The organism is Actinomadura sp. CNU-125 (assembly GCF_001942465.1).
Lineage (GTDB): Bacteria > Actinomycetota > Actinomycetes > Streptosporangiales > Streptosporangiaceae > Spirillospora.
Genome location: NZ_MKJY01000592.1, coordinates 19426 through 36119, shown reverse-complemented (window position 1 = coordinate 36119; position 16694 = coordinate 19426). Strand labels below are relative to the sequence as shown.

General features: G+C 73.7%; 15 protein-coding genes and 3 pseudogenes. 3 read left to right on the top strand and 15 right to left on the bottom strand.

The features are described 5' to 3' along the window. Positions 1-30 precede the first annotated feature (30 nt). Positions 31-1149, top strand: coding sequence for an FAD-dependent monooxygenase (locus tag BJF79_RS47935; protein WP_075907247.1), 1119 nt, complete (start codon positions 31-33; stop codon positions 1147-1149). 218 nt (positions 1150-1367) lie between these two features. Here BJF79_RS47935 and BJF79_RS47930 read toward each other — a convergent pair whose 3' ends face one another. The 5 genes and pseudogenes from BJF79_RS47930 to BJF79_RS47910 all read right to left on the bottom strand — a co-directional run bounded on the left by BJF79_RS47930 (position 1368) and on the right by BJF79_RS47910 (position 6151). Then, the gene (locus BJF79_RS47930; protein ID WP_083734801.1) at positions 1368-2162 is read right to left on the bottom strand and encodes an alpha/beta fold hydrolase; all 795 of its coding nucleotides are present in this window, start codon (positions 2160-2162) and stop codon (positions 1368-1370) included. Further along, positions 2162-2686 carry a cupin domain-containing protein gene (locus tag BJF79_RS47925; protein WP_075907284.1) on the bottom strand — a complete coding sequence of 175 codons (525 nt, stop codon included), beginning with the start codon at positions 2684-2686 and terminating at the stop codon, positions 2162-2164. The genes BJF79_RS47930 and BJF79_RS47925 overlap by 1 nt, the downstream gene beginning before the upstream one ends. A gap of 277 nt (positions 2687-2963) precedes the next feature. After that, positions 2964-3644: pseudogene (locus tag BJF79_RS47920) on the bottom strand (VOC family protein); the annotation flags it as partial. 43 nt (positions 3645-3687) lie between these two features. Further along, positions 3688-5358, bottom strand: a complete 1671-nt coding sequence (locus tag BJF79_RS47915; protein WP_075907246.1) for a thiamine pyrophosphate-binding protein — start codon at positions 5356-5358, stop codon at positions 3688-3690. Continuing rightward, a complete protein-coding gene (locus BJF79_RS47910) occupies positions 5351-6151 on the bottom strand; it encodes an SDR family oxidoreductase (protein ID WP_075907245.1) in 801 nt (266 codons plus the stop codon). Before BJF79_RS47910 ends, BJF79_RS47915 begins: the two co-directional genes overlap by 8 nt. A gap of 120 nt (positions 6152-6271) precedes the next feature. On the opposite strand from BJF79_RS47910, the gene BJF79_RS47905 reads away from it, so the two are divergent. Further along, positions 6272-7054: an aspartate dehydrogenase domain-containing protein gene (locus BJF79_RS47905; protein ID WP_075907244.1), complete on the top strand. Its 783-nt coding sequence runs from the start codon at positions 6272-6274 to the stop codon at positions 7052-7054. Positions 7055-7250: 196 nt separating this feature from the next. Here BJF79_RS47905 and BJF79_RS47900 read toward each other — a convergent pair. The 10 genes and pseudogenes from BJF79_RS47900 to BJF79_RS66250 all read right to left on the bottom strand — a co-directional run. Continuing rightward, positions 7251-8582: pseudogene (locus BJF79_RS47900) on the bottom strand (aldehyde dehydrogenase); the annotation flags it as partial. Positions 8583-8591: 9 nt separating this feature from the next. Continuing rightward, on the bottom strand, positions 8592-9479 hold the full coding sequence (locus tag BJF79_RS47895; protein WP_083734791.1) for an ABC transporter permease: 888 nt from the start codon (positions 9477-9479) through the stop codon (positions 8592-8594). A gap of 1 nt (position 9480) precedes the next feature. Beyond that, on the bottom strand, positions 9481-10332 hold the full coding sequence (locus BJF79_RS47890; RefSeq protein WP_075907242.1) for an ABC transporter ATP-binding protein: 852 nt from the start codon (positions 10330-10332) through the stop codon (positions 9481-9483). 135 nt (positions 10333-10467) lie between these two features. Further along, on the bottom strand, positions 10468-11403 hold the full coding sequence (locus BJF79_RS47885; protein ID WP_075907241.1) for an ABC transporter substrate-binding protein: 936 nt from the start codon (positions 11401-11403) through the stop codon (positions 10468-10470). 112 nt (positions 11404-11515) lie between these two features. Further along, positions 11516-12166, bottom strand: coding sequence for an SRPBCC family protein (locus tag BJF79_RS47880; protein WP_075907240.1), 651 nt, complete (start codon positions 12164-12166; stop codon positions 11516-11518). A gap of 3 nt (positions 12167-12169) precedes the next feature. Then, the gene (locus tag BJF79_RS64845) at positions 12170-12430 is read right to left on the bottom strand and encodes a hypothetical protein (protein WP_262403638.1); all 261 of its coding nucleotides are present in this window, start codon (positions 12428-12430) and stop codon (positions 12170-12172) included. Then, on the bottom strand, positions 12340-14565 hold the full coding sequence (locus BJF79_RS47875; protein ID WP_262403637.1) for a xanthine dehydrogenase family protein molybdopterin-binding subunit: 2226 nt from the start codon (positions 14563-14565) through the stop codon (positions 12340-12342). The genes BJF79_RS64845 and BJF79_RS47875 overlap by 91 nt, the downstream gene beginning before the upstream one ends. Then, complete coding sequence (locus BJF79_RS47870; RefSeq protein WP_075907239.1) at positions 14562-15098, bottom strand: (2Fe-2S)-binding protein; 537 nt, start codon at positions 15096-15098, stop codon at positions 14562-14564. Before BJF79_RS47870 ends, BJF79_RS47875 begins: the two co-directional genes overlap by 4 nt. After that, entirely contained in the window at positions 15091-15738 is a 648-nt protein-coding gene (locus BJF79_RS47865; protein ID WP_262403636.1) for an FAD binding domain-containing protein, read from the bottom strand. The genes BJF79_RS47870 and BJF79_RS47865 overlap by 8 nt, the downstream gene beginning before the upstream one ends. Positions 15739-15764: 26 nt before the next feature. Next, positions 15765-15974, bottom strand: a pseudogene (locus tag BJF79_RS66250) (FAD binding domain-containing protein); the annotation flags it as partial. Positions 15975-16139: 165 nt separating this feature from the next. Between BJF79_RS66250 and BJF79_RS47860 the strand changes: the two are divergent. Continuing rightward, the gene (locus tag BJF79_RS47860) at positions 16140-16685 is read left to right on the top strand and encodes a MarR family winged helix-turn-helix transcriptional regulator (protein WP_075907238.1); all 546 of its coding nucleotides are present in this window, start codon (positions 16140-16142) and stop codon (positions 16683-16685) included. The last annotated feature ends 9 nt before the right edge of the window (positions 16686-16694 follow it).

Sequence of the window (16694 nt, the reverse complement as noted above, 5' to 3'; positions counted from 1 at the left end):
TAAGTGTCTTCGGGAGAACAGGACGGCTCGATGGGCTCAATCGCCATCAGCGGCGCGGGGATCGGCGGGCTGTCCGCCGCGATCGCGCTGCGCTCGCTCGGTCACGACGTCGTGGTGTACGAGCAGGCGCCCAAGTTCGCGCGGGTGGGCGCCGACATCAACCTGACGCCGAACGCCGTCCGGGCGCTCGACGGGCTGGGCGTCGGCGCCGCGCTCCGCGAGACCGCGGCCCGGCCGACGCACCGGATCAGCCGGACCTACGACACCGGCGCGGAGACCTCCCGCCTGCCGATGGGCGACACCGCCGAGCGCGAGTACGGCGCCCCGCAGCTCACGATGCACCGCGCGGACGTCATGACCGCGCTGGAGACCGCGCTGCCGGACGAGTGCGTACGCCTCGGCGCCCGCGTCACCGAGATCTCGCAGCACGACGACGGCGTCGTCCTGCGCCTGGCGGACGGCGGCGAGGCGCGGGCGGACGCGGTGATCGGCGCCGACGGCATCCACTCGGTGGTGCGGACCGCGCTGTTCGGGCCGGAGAAGCCGACGTTCACGGGCGTCGTCGCCTATCGCGCCGTCGTCCCGGTCGAGGAACTCGCCGGGGTCGCGAACCTGGACGCGTTCACCAAATGGTGGGGGCCGGACATCGACACGCAGATCGTGACGTTCCCCCTGAACCGCGGCCGCGACCTGTTCATCTTCGCCACGATCCCGCAGGAGGGGTGGCACGAGGAGTCCTGGACCCAGCCTGGGGACGTCGCGGAGCTGCGGGAGCTCTACGCCGACTTCGCCCCGGAGGCCAGGCGCCTGCTGGGCGCCTGCTCGAACGTGCTCAAGTCGGCCCTCTACGTCCGCGACCCGCTGCCTTCCTGGACGGTCGGACGGGCGACGCTGCTCGGCGACGCCTGCCATCCGATGATGCCGTTCATGGCGCAGGGCGCGGGCCAGGCGGTCGAGGACGCCGTGGTCCTCGCGCGGGCGATCGACGCGCACGCCGACCACGCTTCGGCCTTCGCGGCCTACGAGGCGGCCCGGCGCGAGCGCACCGCCCGCATCCAGGTCTCCTCGCGCGACAACGCGTGGCTCAAGGAGTCCGGCACGGGCGACTGGGTCTACGGCTACGACGCGTGGAGCGTTCCGGTCGCTTGACGTGCGGTTCCCCGCCTCCGCCCCGGCGACGTGCCGCGAGCACGCGCCAGGGCGGAAGCGGGAGCCGGAGCCGGAGGCGCTTCCTTCCGAACCCGCGCGTCGAGAGGGGCACGGCCACCGGTGACACCGGCGGCCGTGCCCCTCGTTCGTGCGCTTCGAGAGGGCGGCACGGCCCCACCCGGGCGGCCGCGCCCCTCGCGCCTCTCGCGTGCGTCGGCTCAGAGGGTGTCGAGGAAGGCGGCCACGGCCGCGTTGAACGCGGCGGGATTCTCCTGGTTGGCGAGGTGGCCCGCGGCGGGGACGGTCCGCAGGACGGCGCCGGGGATCTGTGCGGCGATCGGCTCGCTCTCGCGGGCGCCGGTGACCCGGTCGGCTTCGCCGTAGAGGACGAGCGTGGGGGCGCCGATCGCGCCGAGCGTCCCGTCGAGGTCCGTCGCGGCCATCGCGTCGGCGGCGTGGGCGTAGCCGGGGAGCCGGACGGCGACGCCATCGCCCGCGGCGGCCCGGACGGCCTCGGGTTCGGGGGCGTCGTGGCGCAGCAGCCTGCGCGCCCGTACCGCGGCGAACGCGTCGGCGCCGTGCTCGGCGAGTTCGGCCGCCCGTCCGCGCATCGCCGCCGCCTGCTCCGGCGACCGGCCCGACCCGCGGGTACTGTCGCCGAGGATCAGGGCGCGCACGAGGCGGGGGTGCCGCTGGGCGAGCCGCGCGGCGATCACTCCGCCGAAGGACATGCCGAGGACGACGGCCTCGCCGTGGCCGCGCGCGGCGATGAGCGCCGCCGCGATGTCGGCGTAGCCGTCAATGCCGGGCGCCGTGTCCGGGTCGGGCGAGTCGGCGTAGCCGGGAGCGTCCCAGGCGACGACGCGCATCCGGTCGGCGAACGCGGCGAGCTGGGGCGCGAACGACGCGGAGCTCGACCCGATCCCGTGCAGGCAGAGCAGCAGCGGGCCGTCACCGGCCTCCCGCGTGTGCAGGAGGGCGGCGGCGGCCCGGGCGTCGAGGAGGTCCGCCATCAATCGCGGGTGACGCCGTGCATCTCGGACGTCGTCGGGTACGACGGGATCGCGGGCTTCTTGGTGCCGATGATCACGCAGATGCGGGCGTCCTCGGACGAGACCGTCTTGAGGCTGCGCGGGACCCCGGCGGGCACGCACAGCAGGTCGTACTTGCCGAGCACGCGGCTGGCGGTCTTGGTGCCGTCCTCGACGTCGTGGACGGAGAACTCGACCTCGCCCTCCAGGACGAAGAACGCCTCTTCCACGTCGGGGTGGGTGTGCTCGGGGCCGACGCAGCCCGAGGGGAGGATCATGTTCGAGAAGGTGAAGTGGTCCGAGGGGATGATCGAGGCGTCGCCCTCGTGGTTCCCCGTCGCGCCGGAGCCGATGTAGCGGACCTGCGCGCGGCGGAACTTCTCGCCCGCCTTCGTCTGGAACTTCAGGGTGTCCCAGTCGACGTTGCGCGAGGCGCTGCTGGCGAAGCACTCGTCGATCAGGGCCTCCAGCTCGGGGGTGCCGGTCTGGGCCGTCGTGTCGGTCATGGCGCTTCCTCTCTGGGTCGGGTGATGCGGGGGTCTGGGGCTCAGCCGGCCGGGCGCGCCATCCGGGGTCGGGCACGCCGCCCATGTGCCGGCGGATCTCGGGCGACGGCGGTCCGGCGGTGCGGAACAGGTCGGACAGTTCGGGGATGCGCGGCCAGACGCGGGGCATCCAGGTGGCCTCGTCGATCTGCATGACCTCGGCCGTCATCTCGGGGACGAGCCCGGCCGGATCGACGTAGTAGGCGAAGGCGTTGTCGCCCGGGCCGTGCCGGCCGGGGCCCCACGCGGTCTCGTGCCCCGCGACCTTGAGGCGGCCGATGCTGCGCATCCAGGCGTCGAGGCTGCCGACTTCGTAGGCGACGTGGTTGGGCGCCGCCCATTCGGCCTGGTTGAAGGCGACGACGTGGTGGTCGGCGTTCGCCCGCAGGAACACCATCTGGTGCTCCGACCAGTCGCTGACGCGCAGCCCCAGGACCCGGGTGTACCAGGCGGTGAGGGCGTCGATGTCGGTGGTGTTGAGCACGATGTGCGCGACCTTGCGCGGGACGGGCACGTCCAGGGGGCGTTCGGCGACCGCGTGCACGTTCGCGCTGATCTCCAGGACCCGGTTCTCCGGGTCGAGGAAGCGGAAGCCGTACCCGGCGCCGGGACGGTCGATGGGGCCGGGCCGCTCCAGCACGGTGGCGCCCTCGGCCTCGGCCCAGACGGCCGCCGCGTCCACCTCGGCGGGGGTGGGCACCGCGAAGGCGATGTGGTCGAGGGCGTTGGTCCGCGCCGCGTGCAGTTCGAGCACGTGGTGCTCGGGCCCCGAGGCGCGCAGGTAGGCGGAGTCGGGGGTGCGCTCGACGAGTTCGAGCCCCCACGGGCCGGTGTAGAAGTCGACCGACTCCTCCAGTGCGGTGGTGCGCAGCGCGACGTGGCGCAGCGCCCGCAAGAGGGGAGTTGCGGGGGCGGTCATCGCGGTGTCCTCTCGTCGTTTGGTCGGGCCGGACGGGCGGCGCTCAGTTCGAGCCCGGGATCTTCACCGGCGGGGTGAACGGGCGCGGGATGGGGCCGAGGGCTTCGACGTCGACCTCGACGACGGCGGCGCCGCGGACCGAGAGCGCCGCGGCGAGCGCGGTCTCGATGTCGTCGGTGCTCTTGACCCGCCAGTGCGGCAGGCCGTGGGCGGCGGCGAGCAGACCGAAGTCGGGCGTGGCGAGGTCGACGCCGGACCGCCGTCCGACGTGGGCGTCCTGGGTGTTGCGCAGGACCCCGTAGCCGCCGTCGTTGAACAGCAGGACGACCGCCCACGGGTTCTCCTGCGCGAGCGTCCCGAGTTCGCCGAGGTGGACGGCGAAGCCGCCGTCGCCCGCGAGGATCAGCGTCGGCAGGTCGGGCCGGGCGATCGCCCCGCCGATGCCCATCGCGAGTCCCTGGCCGATGCCGCCGCCGCGCGGGAAGACGTTGACGGACGGGTCGTCCACGGCCAGGAGCCGGTTCCCCCACATGCTGGACGGGATGGTGACGTCGCGGGCGAGGACGGCGTCGCGCGGGAAGGCCGAGCGCACCGCGTCGCAGATCTCGGCCTGCCAGCCGATGGACTCCCGCAGGCCCTGGCGGGCGCCGCGCCGCGCGGCGGCGACCTCGGTGAGCCAGCCGTCGTCGGTGCCGGTGCGGTCCGGGAGGCGGTCGAGCAGGGCGCGCAGCACGCCGGCGGCGGGCCCGACGAGACCGGTCGACGCCGGGTAGACGCGGCCGATCGCGGCGGGGTCGACGTCGATCTGTACATGGTTCGCGGGCAGGACGAGGTCGTAGTCGCCGGTCTCGTTGCTGCGGAAGTGCGTCCCGATGCTCACGAGCAGGTCGGCGCGCTCGCGCACGGCGGCGACGGCCGGGTTGAGCGCGAAGTTGCCGATGCACGCGCCGTGCCCCTCGTCCACCACACCGCGCCCGGAGTTGCTGGTGAGGAGCCCGGCGCGCGTCCGGGTGAGCAGTTCGGCGACTTCTGGACGGGCGTCGAGCGCGCCGCCGCCCGCCCACAGCAGCGGACGTTCGGCGGCGGCGATCCGCGCGGCGGCCTCGTCCAGCGCCGCTTCGTCGAGCGCGGGGGCGGCGGCGTCCGGCGCGACGTCCAGCACGGGGATCTCGTGCGGACGGTACTGGAGGTCGATCGGCCATTCGACGCTGACCGGCCCGTACGGGACGGTCGCGGCCTGCGCGGCCGCGCGGGCGAGGATCGCCGGGGCGCCGTCGACGTCGCGGATCGTGTGCGCCGCCTTGCTGACGGCGGCGAGCATGCCCGCCTGGTCTTTGGTCTCGTGGATGAAGCCGCGGCCCAGGCCGAGGTAGCGGCTTTCGATCTGCCCGGTCACGTGCAGGACGCGCGAGCCGGTGGACAGTGCCTCGATGAGCGCCCCGGCGGCGTTGCCCGCGCCGGTGCCGGTGCTGGTCAGCGCGATGCCGACGGTGCCGCGGACGCGGCCGTGGGCGTCGGCCGCGTTGACCGCCGCCGCCTCGTGCCGGACCGGGACGAACCGCAGCTTCGCGGCGACGGCGTCGACGAGCGGCATGTTGTGGACGCTGACGACGCCGAAGGCGGTGTCGACGCCGAGCGCCTCCATCAGCGCGACGAGCAGGTCGCCGCCGTTGGTGGCGTCGAGCGCGCGACCGGGTGCGGGGTTCTCAGACATAACGGGCGACTCCTCCGGAGACCTCGATCTGGGTGCCGGTGATGTAGGAGGCGCGCGGCGACGCCAGGAAGACGATGGCGGCCGCGACCTCCTCGGCGGTGCCGAGCCGTCCGGCGGCGATCCGGCGGTCGGCGGCGATCCGGCCCGCCCACTCCTCGTAGGAGGCGGTGGCCTGCCCGGCCTCGCGCGCGTGCTCGTACCTGCGCCGCCACTGGCCGGTGTCGATCAGCCCGACGCAGACGGAGTTGACGCGGACGCCGTCGGCGGCGAACTCGGTCGCCATCGAGGTCGAGAGGTTGAGCAGCCCGGCGCGCGCCGCGGACGTCGCCACGAGGTGGCCTTCGGGCTGGCGGGCGAGGACGGCGTTGAGGTTGACGACCGCGGCGGCGTCGGAGGCGCGCAGCGCGTCCAGGGCGGCGCGGGTGGGGTGGATCACGCCGAAGAACTTCAGGTCGAGTTCCTCGCGCCAGTCGTCGTCGGCCGTCGTCTCGAAGGTCGACGTGCGGGAGCGTCCCGCGTTGTTGACCAGGACGTCGAGCCCGCCGAACGCGGCGGCGGACTCGCGCACGAAGGCGCCGATCTCCTCGGCGCGGGTCACGTCGGCGGTGCCGTGCCGCAGCCGCTCGCCGTACTCGGCGCGCAGCGGGGCGAGCGCGGTGCGGAGCCGCTCGGGGTCGCGGCCGCAGGTCGCGACGTTGGCGCCCTCGGCGAGCAGCGCCGCCACGGTGGCGAGCCCGATGCCCGAGCTCCCGCCGGTGACCAGGGCCGTCCGGCCGGCCAATCCCAGTTCCATGCGGGACACGCTACCATAAATCTTAGACCTAAGTATCTTTGCTTTGAGGATTTTGGGTCCGAAGGTTCTGTTGCCGAGCGAGCGTTCCGGGACGACGTCCGGGACGCGGGAGGAGCGTCGATGCAGGGGACGAAAGCGATCGCGGTTCTGGGGCACGGCGCGATCGGGTCGGTCGTGTGCGAGCGGCTGCTGGCCGGAGCCGTCCCCGGAGCCCGGCTGGACTGCGTGGTGACGCGACGCGCGGCGGGCGCCGCCGCACCGGACGTCGCCGTCCCGGTGGTGACCGCCGACGAGGCGATCGGACGGGCCGACGTGCTCGTCGAGTGCGCGGGGCACGCGGCCCTCGCCGCGCACGGCGAGGCGGCCCTGACCGCCGGGACGGACCTCGTGGTCTCCTCGGCCGGCGCCCTCGCCGACGGATCGCTGGGCGAACGCCTCCGCGCGGCGGGCCCGGGCCGCCTCTTCGTCACGGCGGGCGCCCTCGGCGGCCTCGACGTCCTGACCGCGGCGGCCTCCGCCGCGCCCTTCACGACGATCCGGCTGAGCACGACCAAGACCCCCGCCGCGCTCGTCCAGGACTGGATGGACGCCGCCCAGAAGGAGGAGCTGGCCCGCGCGGACGGCCCGGTCGTCGTCTTCAGCGGACCGGCGGAGGAGGCCGCCGCCCTGTTCCCCAGGTCGATGAACGTCGCCGCGACGCTCACGCTGGCGCTGCCCGGCGCCCCGGTCGAGGTGGAGCTGATCGCCGACCCCGCCGCCGCCCGGGTGACCCACGTCGTGACCGCCGCGGGCCCGATCGGCGACTACCGCTTCGAAGTGCGGAACCATCCGTCCCCCGCCAATCCCCGCACCAGCCGGGTGGTCCCCTACGCCGTCCTGCAGACCCTTCGCGGCGCCCTCTGACGAGACGGGCCCGGGGGCGCGTCTCTGAAGGACGGCGCCCCGGCGGGCTCCCGGAGGTCAGCCGCCACGGGCAGCGGACGGCCGCCGGTGTCGACGTAGACGCTCTTCTGACGCTGGTAGGCGCGGATGGCGTCCGCGCCTTCTCGCGGGTGGAGCCCGAGTCCTTCAGCCCGCCGAACGGGGTGGCGATGGAGAGCTGCTTGTAGGTGTTGATCCAGACCTGGCCCGCCTGGAGGGCGCGGGCCGTCCGCCACGCCTTGGGGAAGTCGCGGGTCCAGACCCCGGCGGCCAGGCCGTAGACGGAGTCGTTGGCCTGCGCGATGAGGTCCGCCTCGTCGTCGAAGGGGATGGCGACCAGGACGGGTCCGAAGATCTCCTCCTGCGCGACGCGGGCGTCGTTGCCCACGCCGGTGATGACCGTCGGGCGCAGGTAGGTCCCGGCGGACAGCTCCGGCGCGTCCGGACGCACGCCCCCCGCGACGACCGTGCCGCCTTCGGACCGTCCGAGCGCGATGTACTCCTCGACCGAGGCCCGGTGCCCGGCGGTGATGAGCGGCCCCATCTGGGTGCGTTCGTCCCGGGGATGGCCGACGCGCAGGGCGTCGGCGCGCTCGGCGAGCACGGCCACGACCTCGTCGAAGACCGGGCGCTGCACGAACAGGCGCGAACCGGCGATGCAGGACTGGCCCTGCGAGCTGAAGATGCCGTAGAGGACGCCGTTGACGGCGAGGTCGAGGTCGGCGTCGGCGAACACGATCGTCGGGGACTTGCCGCCGAGCTCCAGCGAGGTCGTCATGAGCTTGCGCGCGGCCGATCCGGCGAGCCGGCGGCCGGTGGACGCGCCGCCGGTGAACGACACGTGCCCCACGCCCGGATGGTCGACGATGCGCTGCCCGACGGTGCCGCCGGACCCCGGCAGCACGCTGACCAGGCCGGGCGGGAAGCCCGCTTCCAGCAGGATCTCGCCGATTTCCAGGGAGACGACCGGGGCCCAGCCCGCGGGCTTCAGGACGACGGCGTTGCCGCCCGCCAGCGCCGGGGCGAGCTTCTGCGCGTCGGAGGCGATCGGCGAGTTCCACGGGGTGATCGCCCCGACCACGCCGATCGGCTCGTGCACCGACATGGTCAGGTACGGGCCGCGCGGAACGGTGAGCCGCTCGTCCGAGCTCTCCAGCACCGCCGCCACGTAGCGGAAGGTGCCGACCGCGCTGGCTACCAGGGCCCGGGTCTCGGTGATCGGCTTGCCGTTGTCGCGGGACTGCAGCAGCGCCAGGTCGTCGCGCCGGGCCTCGATGAGGTCGGCGGCGCGCGCCAGCAGCCGGGCCCGCACGTGCGGCAGCATCCGCCGCCACGCCGGTCCGGCCTGCGCGTCCGCGGCGCGCTCGACCGCGAGGTCGACGTCCTGGACGGACGCGGCCGCGACCGTCGCGACGGTCGAGCCGTCCGCAGGGTCGGTGCTGGTCAGCGGTTCGCCGCGGCCCTCCTGGAGGACGCCGCCGACGATGATGGGTCGCAGTTGTTCGGTCATCGTCGTCCTCTACGACTCGGTCGGCAGGAAGCCGGTCTGCCGCCAGAACACGACCTTGCGTTCGATGACGTCCACGGCCAGGTAGACGAGGAACGCCATCGCCGACAGCAGGATCACGAAGGCGAACACCCGGTCGAGCGCGAAGCCGACGGACGCCGTCTTCACCATGACGCCCAGGCCCTCGCCGCCGCCGAGGAACTCCGCGACGATCGCGCCGATCACGGCCAGCACCGCGGCGGACTTCAGCCCGGCGAAGATGAACGGGAGCGCGTTCATCAGCTTGAACTTGACGAACCGCTGCCAGCGGGACGCGCGCAGCGACTTGAACAGCTTGTCCTCGTCCTCGTCGATCCCGGCGAGGCCCGCGGCGGTGTCGACCATCACGGGGAAGAAGGCGATGACCGCGGCCATGACGACCTTCGGCGCCATGTCGAAGCCGAACCAGGCGACGAACAGCGGCGCCAGGGCCACCTTCGGCGCCGCGTACAGGGCGATCATCAGCGGCTGGAGGACGCGGCGGCCGATCACCGTCTCGGCGATCAGGACGCCGAGCACCACGCCCGCGACGGCGGCGATGAGCAGGCCGTAGAGCGTCTCCTGCGCGGAAATGAGGAAGTTGTCGAACACCGGGCCGCCGGTGAACAGGTCCGTGGTGACGTCCCAGAGGGCGGTCGCGGTGCTCCACGGCGTCGGCAGGATGTACTCGTTCACCCAGCCGGCCGAGATGACGCCCTGCCAGACGGCGACGAGGACGATGAGCGCGGTGGTGAGCAGCACCGGGGTGGGGACGCGCTCCATCAGGGGTCTGCCGGTCCTGGCGGGCGGCGCCTTCCCGGCGGTGGCCCCGGCGGGTCCGGCTGCTTCGCCGGGCCGGTGGGCGGTGGCGGGCTGCGTCATGTCAGTGCTCCTCGGTGCTCGCCGCCGCGTCGTACCCGATCTTCAGCAGATCGCGTGCCTCGCGGACGTAGTTCTGGAACGGGGCCGCGGTCATCACCTCGGGGTCGCGGGGCCTTTCCAGGTCCACCTCGACGATGCCCGCGATGCGGCCCGGACGCGCGCTCATCACGACCACCCGGTCGGCGAGGAAGACGGCCTCGCTGATCGAGTGCGTGACGAACACGGCCGTCCGTCCGGAGAGGGCGCAGATGCGGGCGAGCTCGACGTTCATGTGCTCGCGGGTGAACTCGTCGAGCGCGCCGAACGGCTCGTCGAGCAGGAGCACCGACGGCTCCTGGATGAGCATCCGGCAGATCGCGGCGCGCTGCTGCATCCCGCCCGACAGCTCGTTCGGCCGCTTGTCGGCGAACGCGCTCAGGCCGACGAGTTCGAGCAGCTCGTCGGCCCGTCCGGCGGCCGCGCGGGCGGCCTTGCGGCCCTGCGCGATCTCGATCGGGAGAAGCACGTTCTCCCGGACGGTGCGCCAGGCCAGCAGGACGGCCTTTTGGAACATCATCCCGACCTCGTCCGGCACGCCGACGACGTCGCCGCCGCCGACCCGGACGACGCCCGACGTCTGCGGCAGCAGGCCCCCGATGAGGTTGAGCAGGGTGCTCTTGCCGCAGCCGGACGGGCCGAGGAGCGCCACGAACTCGCCCGGCGCGATGTCCAGGGACACCGGCCCGAGTGCGTGGACGGTCTCGCCGTCGCGGGTGAAGGTCCGCACGACGTCCTGGACGTGCACGGACGCCCCCGTCGCGGTGGTGTCGAGCGCGGAGCCCGAACGCTCCGCGGTGCTCTGGTGCTGTGGCATTCTTCCCTCTCGCTTGCCCGCTCTCGCCTGCCCGCTCCCGCTGCTCCGACCGGCGTCGGCGCGTTTACTCGGCGGCCGTGTTCCAGGCGTCGACGTGGTCGTTGGTCACGGCCTTCGCGCCGTCGGCCGACTCGATCAGCCCGAGGTCGGCCAGCCGCTCGGCGAAGGCGGTGAAGGCGGCCGTGTCGATGTGGCCGTACTTGTTCTGCGCGCCTCCGGGAGCTTCAGCAGCTCGCTGACCCGGTCGTAGATGACCTTGGCGAAGGCGGGGTCCTGGGTTTCCTCGGGCGCGTGCTTGCCGCAGAGCTCGATGACGCCCGCGGGGTCGGCCAGGCCCTTCTGCGTGCCGCGCGCGAGCGCCCGGCCGAACTTCTCGATGGTCTCGGTGTTCTTCTCGGCCCACTTGTCGGTGGCCACGAGGAAGTTGTCGACGAGCTCCGGCTCGTTCTCCCCGTGCAGGGCGGTGACCTTGAGGTCCCCGGCCTTGATGACCTCCTCGTCGAAGAACGACGCGGAGTAGGCGTCCACCGTGCCCTTCTTGAGCGCGGTCGCCGCCGAGGACCCGTCGCCCACGGCGAGCTGCGTGTAGTCGGCGTCCTTCTTCAGCCCGGCCTGCGACAGCAGCCACTCCTGGTAGATGACGTCGCCGCCGCCGGGGGCGCTGATGCCGACGGTCTTGCCCTTCAGCCCGGCGAGGTCGGTGATGCCGGAGTCGGCGGGGGTGACGACCGAGAACGTGCTCCGCTGGTAGAGCGCGTAGAACGCCTGGACCTGCGCGCCGGTGCTCGCCGCCGACAGGTAGGAGTTGGGGGCGGCCGCGGCGAGCTGCGCCTTGCCGGTCAGCGTCGCCTGGACGGCGCCGCCCGAGCCGTCGGTGTTCTCGAACTTCGCCGTGATGCCCTCCTCGTCGAAGTAGCCCTGGTCCTGCGCGACGTACAGCGGATACCAGGACAGGCAGCTGGCGAAGGGCAGCGCGACCGTCACCTCGCCGGGCGCGGGGGCGCTGCCGCCGCACGCGGAGGCGAACATGGCCGTGGTCGCCGCGAGGGCGGCCAGGAGCTTCTTCGACATGGCGTTCCTATCTCGGAGCTTTAAGTCTTAGTTCAATGAGTATTAGACCTAAGATTTGTCGTGCCTAGCTTCCCGGGGTAACGATTCCGTTAACTCGCACGTCGGAGGGGGTTCAGTCCCGGGTCAGGCGGAGGCCCGCCGTGCGGCGGCCGAGCAGGAACGCCAGGAGGAGACCGAGCAGCGCCGCCGCCGGGGCGGCCTTGCGCAGCAGCACCGGGCCCGCGACCGAACCGAGGTCCAGCGGAGCGGCCGCCGGAGCGGGCGTCCGTCCGGGGGCTTCGGCGGGCGCGGCGGCGGTGGCCGTCGCCGGGGCGTCCTCGGCGGCGCTCCGGGTGAGCAGGTCCTGGACGTTGGCGGCGAACGCCGCGACGATCCGGTCGCCCACCTCGGCGATCACGCCGCGGCCGAACTGCGCGGCCCGTCCGGAGATGTCCACCCTGGTGTCCACGACGACGCGGGTGGCGTCGCCCTCCGCGCCGAGCCGGCACACCACGTCCCCGGACACCGCCCCGGCGCCCTTGGTCTCGGACGCCTCGACGTGCAGCGCGACCGTGGCCGCGTCCCCCGGCAGGAAGCGCCCCTTGCCCTTGTAGGACATGCTGATCGCGCCGACCTTCACGGAGATCCGGCCGGTGAACTCTTCGCCGTCGAAGCCGTCCAGGACCGCGCCCGGCATGCACGGCGCGAGCCGGGTGACGTCGTGCAGGACGTCCGCGGCCTCCTGGAGCGGAACGGGGACGGTGAAGGAGTGCTGGAGCTCCATGGCTTACCTTTCGTCGGGCGAGGCGCCGGACGACGCCCCGCGGATGAGGTCCCTGACCCGGCTCGGGGTGAGCGGGCCGCGGGTGACGTGGACGCGGTCCGGCCCCAGCGCGTCCTCGACGGCGTTGGCGAGCACGGCGCCCGGGGCGATCGCGCCGCCCTCGCCGAGCCCCTTCACCCCGAGCGGGTTGAGCGTCGAGCGCGTCTCGATGTGGTCCAGGACGTACGGGGGCGCCTCGGCGGCCGTGGGGACCAGGTAGTCCATGTAGGTGACCGAGCGCGGCTGCCGTCCGGGCCGTACTCCATCTCCTCGTAGAGCGCGCCGCCGATGCCCTGCATGACGCCGCCCGTGACCTGGCCGTCGGCGACCATCGGGTTCACCACGCGGCCGCAGTCGTGCACGACGACGTAGGAGAGGATCTCGGTCTTGCCGGTCCGCTCGTCCACCTCCACCACCGCGCCGTGCGCGGCGCTGGCGACCGTCACGGTCGGCGGCTTGAAGTAGGTCGTCTCGCTGATCACCGCGCCGGGCCCGGTGCTGGTCCCGGGCACGAGCAGCGGCGCGCGCCGGGCGGCCAGCGCGGCGATGTCGATCCCCGCCTCCGGCTTGTCGACCGGCCGGACGACGCCGTCCACGATCTCCATGTCCGCCGGGTCCGTGCCGAGCGCTTCGGACGCGTCCGCCAGCAGCCGGTCGCGCACCGTCAGGCCCGCGAGGTGGATGGCGTTGCCCGCCGTGACCATGCTGCGGCTCGCGATGGTGCCGACGCCGTGGCCGATCGCGGCGGTGTCCCCCTCGATGAGGTCGATCCGGTCGAGCGGGACGCCGATCGCGTCCGCCGCGACCTGCGCGAACACCGTCTGGTGCGCCTGCCCCTGCGAGCTGGCGCCGGTGGCCACGCGGACCCTGCCGTCCGGCATGACGGTCACCGACCCGCTCTCGAACGGGCCGAGCCCGGTGCCCTCGATGTACATCGCGAGGCCGACGCCGAGGCGCTTTCCCGGCGCGACGTCCCCGGACGCCTGCCGGGCGCGGATCTCGTCGATCCGCAGGTGCCCGACGAGCCGGCGCAGCAGTTCGGGGAAGTTCCCCGAGTCGTAGGTCTGCATGGTGCCGTCGCGGTACATGAGCCCGGTCCGGTGCGGCATCTCCCCGGGGCCGACCAGGTTGCGCGCCCGCAGCTCGTGCGGCTCGATCCCCACCGCGCGGGCCAGCCGGTCGAGCGCCCGCTCCATCGCGAACACCGCCTCGGGCCGCCCGGCGCCCCGGTAGGGCGTCGTCATCATCGTGGTGGTGAGGACGCCGCGGACCCGCAGGTCCAGCACCGGGACGACGTACGGGCCGATGACGTGCGTCAGCGTGTTGTACGGGACGACCAGGCCGGTGAGGTTCGCGTTCCCCAGGTTGATCACCACGTCGTCGCGCAGCCCGAGCAGGCGCCCGTCCGCGTCGGCGGCCAGGGTGATGTCGTGGACCTGTTCCCGCGCGTGCGAGGAGGAGGTCAGGTTCTCGGTGCGGTCCTCGACCCAGCGGACGGACCGGCCGAGGCGGTGCGCGGCGTAGGGCACCAGGACGTCCTCGACGTACTGGACGCCCTTCTGGCCGAAGCCGCCGCCGATGTCGGGGGCGGTGACCCGGACGCTCCCGGAGTCCAGCCCGAGGGTGCCCGCGATGACCTCGCGGAGCCGGTGCGGCGTCTGGGTGGAGGCGAACACGGTCAGCCCGCCGCCGCGCGGGTCGAGCACGACGGCGACGCCGCGCGTCTCCATCGGCGACGCCACGTACCGGTGCGACTTGTACCGCTCGGTGACGACGTGGGCGGCGCCCGCGAGCGCGGCCGCCATGTCGCCGACCTTCCCCTCGACGGAGACGGCCAGGTTGTCGTCCGTGCCGGGCACGACGATCGGCGCGTCGGCGTCCAGGGCGCGGAGCGGGTCCACGAGCGGCGGCAGCAGCGTGTAGTCGACCTCGACGAGTTCGAGCGCGTCCTCGGCGACGTACCGGTCCACCGCGACGATCATCGCGACGGCCTGCCCCACGCAGGTGACGCGGCCGTCGGCGAGCAGCGGCACCGGCTGGAGCCGGGACAGCGGCTTGATCGCCTCCCGCACCTGCTCGGGGACCCGCATCTCCGCCTCCAGGAACAGTTCCGAGACGGTGTCGCGGACGTCGTCCCAGGTGTAGGCGGCGATGACGCCGGGGAGGGCGCGGGCGGCGGTGAGGTCGATCCGGGTGATCTCCGCGTGCGCGTGCGGGCTGCGCACGAAGGCCGCTTCGAGGGCGTCGGGCAGGACCAGGTCGGCCAGGTACCGTCCCCGGCCGCGCAGGAGGGCGTCGTCCTCCTTGCGCAGGACGGGCGTTCCGATCAGGCCCTCTCGGACGGCGGCGGCTGCGCTCATCGGCCGGCTCCCTCGTGCGCGTCGTCGGTGTCGGGTCGTGCGGTCTCGGCGGCGGGGGTCGCGGCGGGGGCGGGGCAGCCGAGCGCGCGGTGCGCGGCGGCGGTGATGTTGCGGTAGCCGGTGCACCGGCACAGGTGGCCCGACAGCGCCTCGCCGATCTCCGCGGCGTCGGGCCGGACGTCCTGTTCGTGCAGCGCGACGAGGCTCATGACGATCCCCGGCGTGCAGAAGCCGCACTGGAGGCCGTGGCAGTCGCGCATCGCCTCCTGCACCGGGTGCAGGGACTCCTCGGACGGCGCCACCGACTCGATCGTCCGGATCCGGTGGCCGTCGGCCTGGACGGCGAGGATCAGGCAGGCGCGGACCGGCCGGTCGTCGAGCAGGACCGTGCAGGCGCCGCAGACGCCGTGCTCGCAGCCGCCGTGGGTGCCGGTCAGGCCGAGGCGCCCGCGCAGCGCGTCGGTGAGGAGCATGCGGTCGGGGACGTCGAGGCGGTGCTCCCGGCCGTTGACGTGCAGGGTGATCTCAGGCATCGGCGGGGCTCCCGGCGGGGGTGCGGGCGAACGCGTCGGCGAGCGTCGTGCGGACCAGGTGGGCGGCGACCTCGCGGCGGTAGTCGGCGGAGGCGTGGCTGTCGGCGGCTGGGTCGAGCGTCTCGGCCGTCAGCCGGGCGGCGGCGTCCAGGACGTCCGGGGTCGGCGCGGCGCCGGTGACCGACTCCTCGACCGCGGGGAGCCGCACCGGGGTGGAGGCCACGCCGAACAGCGCGATCCGGGCCCGCTCGACCGTCCCGCCCGGCGCGGCGCGCAGCAGCGCGGTGCCGCCGACGAGCGCGAAGTCGCCGCTGCGCCGGGCGACCTCCTCGAAGGCCCAGCCGGTGCCCGGCTCCGGAAGGGGGAACTGGACGGCGGTGACGATCTCGTCGGGGGCGAGCGCGGTGTCGAACGTCCCGGTGAAGAAGGAGGCCGCGGGGTGCACGGCGGTTCCGCGCGTCCCGTAGGTGAGGATGCGGGCGTCCAGCGCGAGGGCGAGCGCGGGCAGCTCGGCCGAGGGGTCGTGGTGGGCGATGCTCCCGCAGACGGTGCCGCGGTTGCGGATCTGGGAGTGCCCGATGCGGCCGATCGCCGCGGCCAGCACGGGGAGGTGGGCGCGGACCAGGGGGTGGACGGCCACGGCGGCCTGGCGGGCGCCGCGCCGACCTCCAGGTGGCCGTCGACGACGTCGACGTAGTCGAGGGCGCCGAGGGAGCCGATGTCGACGAGCATGTCCGGCCGGGCGAGCCGCATGTTGAGCATGGGGACGAGCGACTGCCCGCCGGCCAGGACCTTGGCGTCCGGCTCGGCCGAGAGCAGGTCGGCGGCCTCCGCCAGCGAGCGGGCCCGGCGGTAGGTGAACGGCGCGGGCTTCACGACGCCCGCCGCGCGTGTGTGGTCATGAGGCGACCTCCCCTTCGTGGACTCCGGCGCCGCACCCCGGCCCCGTAAAGTAAGAGACTTCTTATCGACTTCTATAGCTTAGAGCAAAGATACTTAGCTCTACGACAAGCGCGGCTCACGGCCCGCTGGGAGGCGCGGATGGAATCGGCACCGGACTACCACCGGGACGAGGTCGACGAGATCGTCGACCAGTGGACCCGGCAGCGCCCCGACGTGTCCGCCGAGACGATCGGGGTGTTCGGCCGGATCACCCGCCTCGACATCGCTCAGCGCGCGGTCGTGCGCACGGTCCACGAGCGGCACGGGCTGACCCCCGGGGCCTTCGACGTCCTGGCCAACCTGCGCCGCTCCGGCGAACCGCACCGCAAGACGGCCGGCGAGCTGGCCGAGTCGTCCCTGCTCACCTCCGGCGGCATCACCTTCCGGCTCGACCGGATGGAGGCCGACGGGCTGATCCGCCGCACCCGCCTGCCGGGCGACCGCCGCGTCGTGTACGCCGAACTCACCGAACTCGGCCTCGCCAAGATCGACGAGGTGTTCGCCGAGCACGTGGCCGCCGAACGGCGGATGCTGGGCCTCCTGGACGCCGACGAGCTGGCGCGGCTGACCTCGCTGCTCCGCAAGCTCGGCGCGTCCATCGCGCACGGCGCGGCACCCGCCGAGCCCGCCGAGCACGCCGACTGACGCACCCGC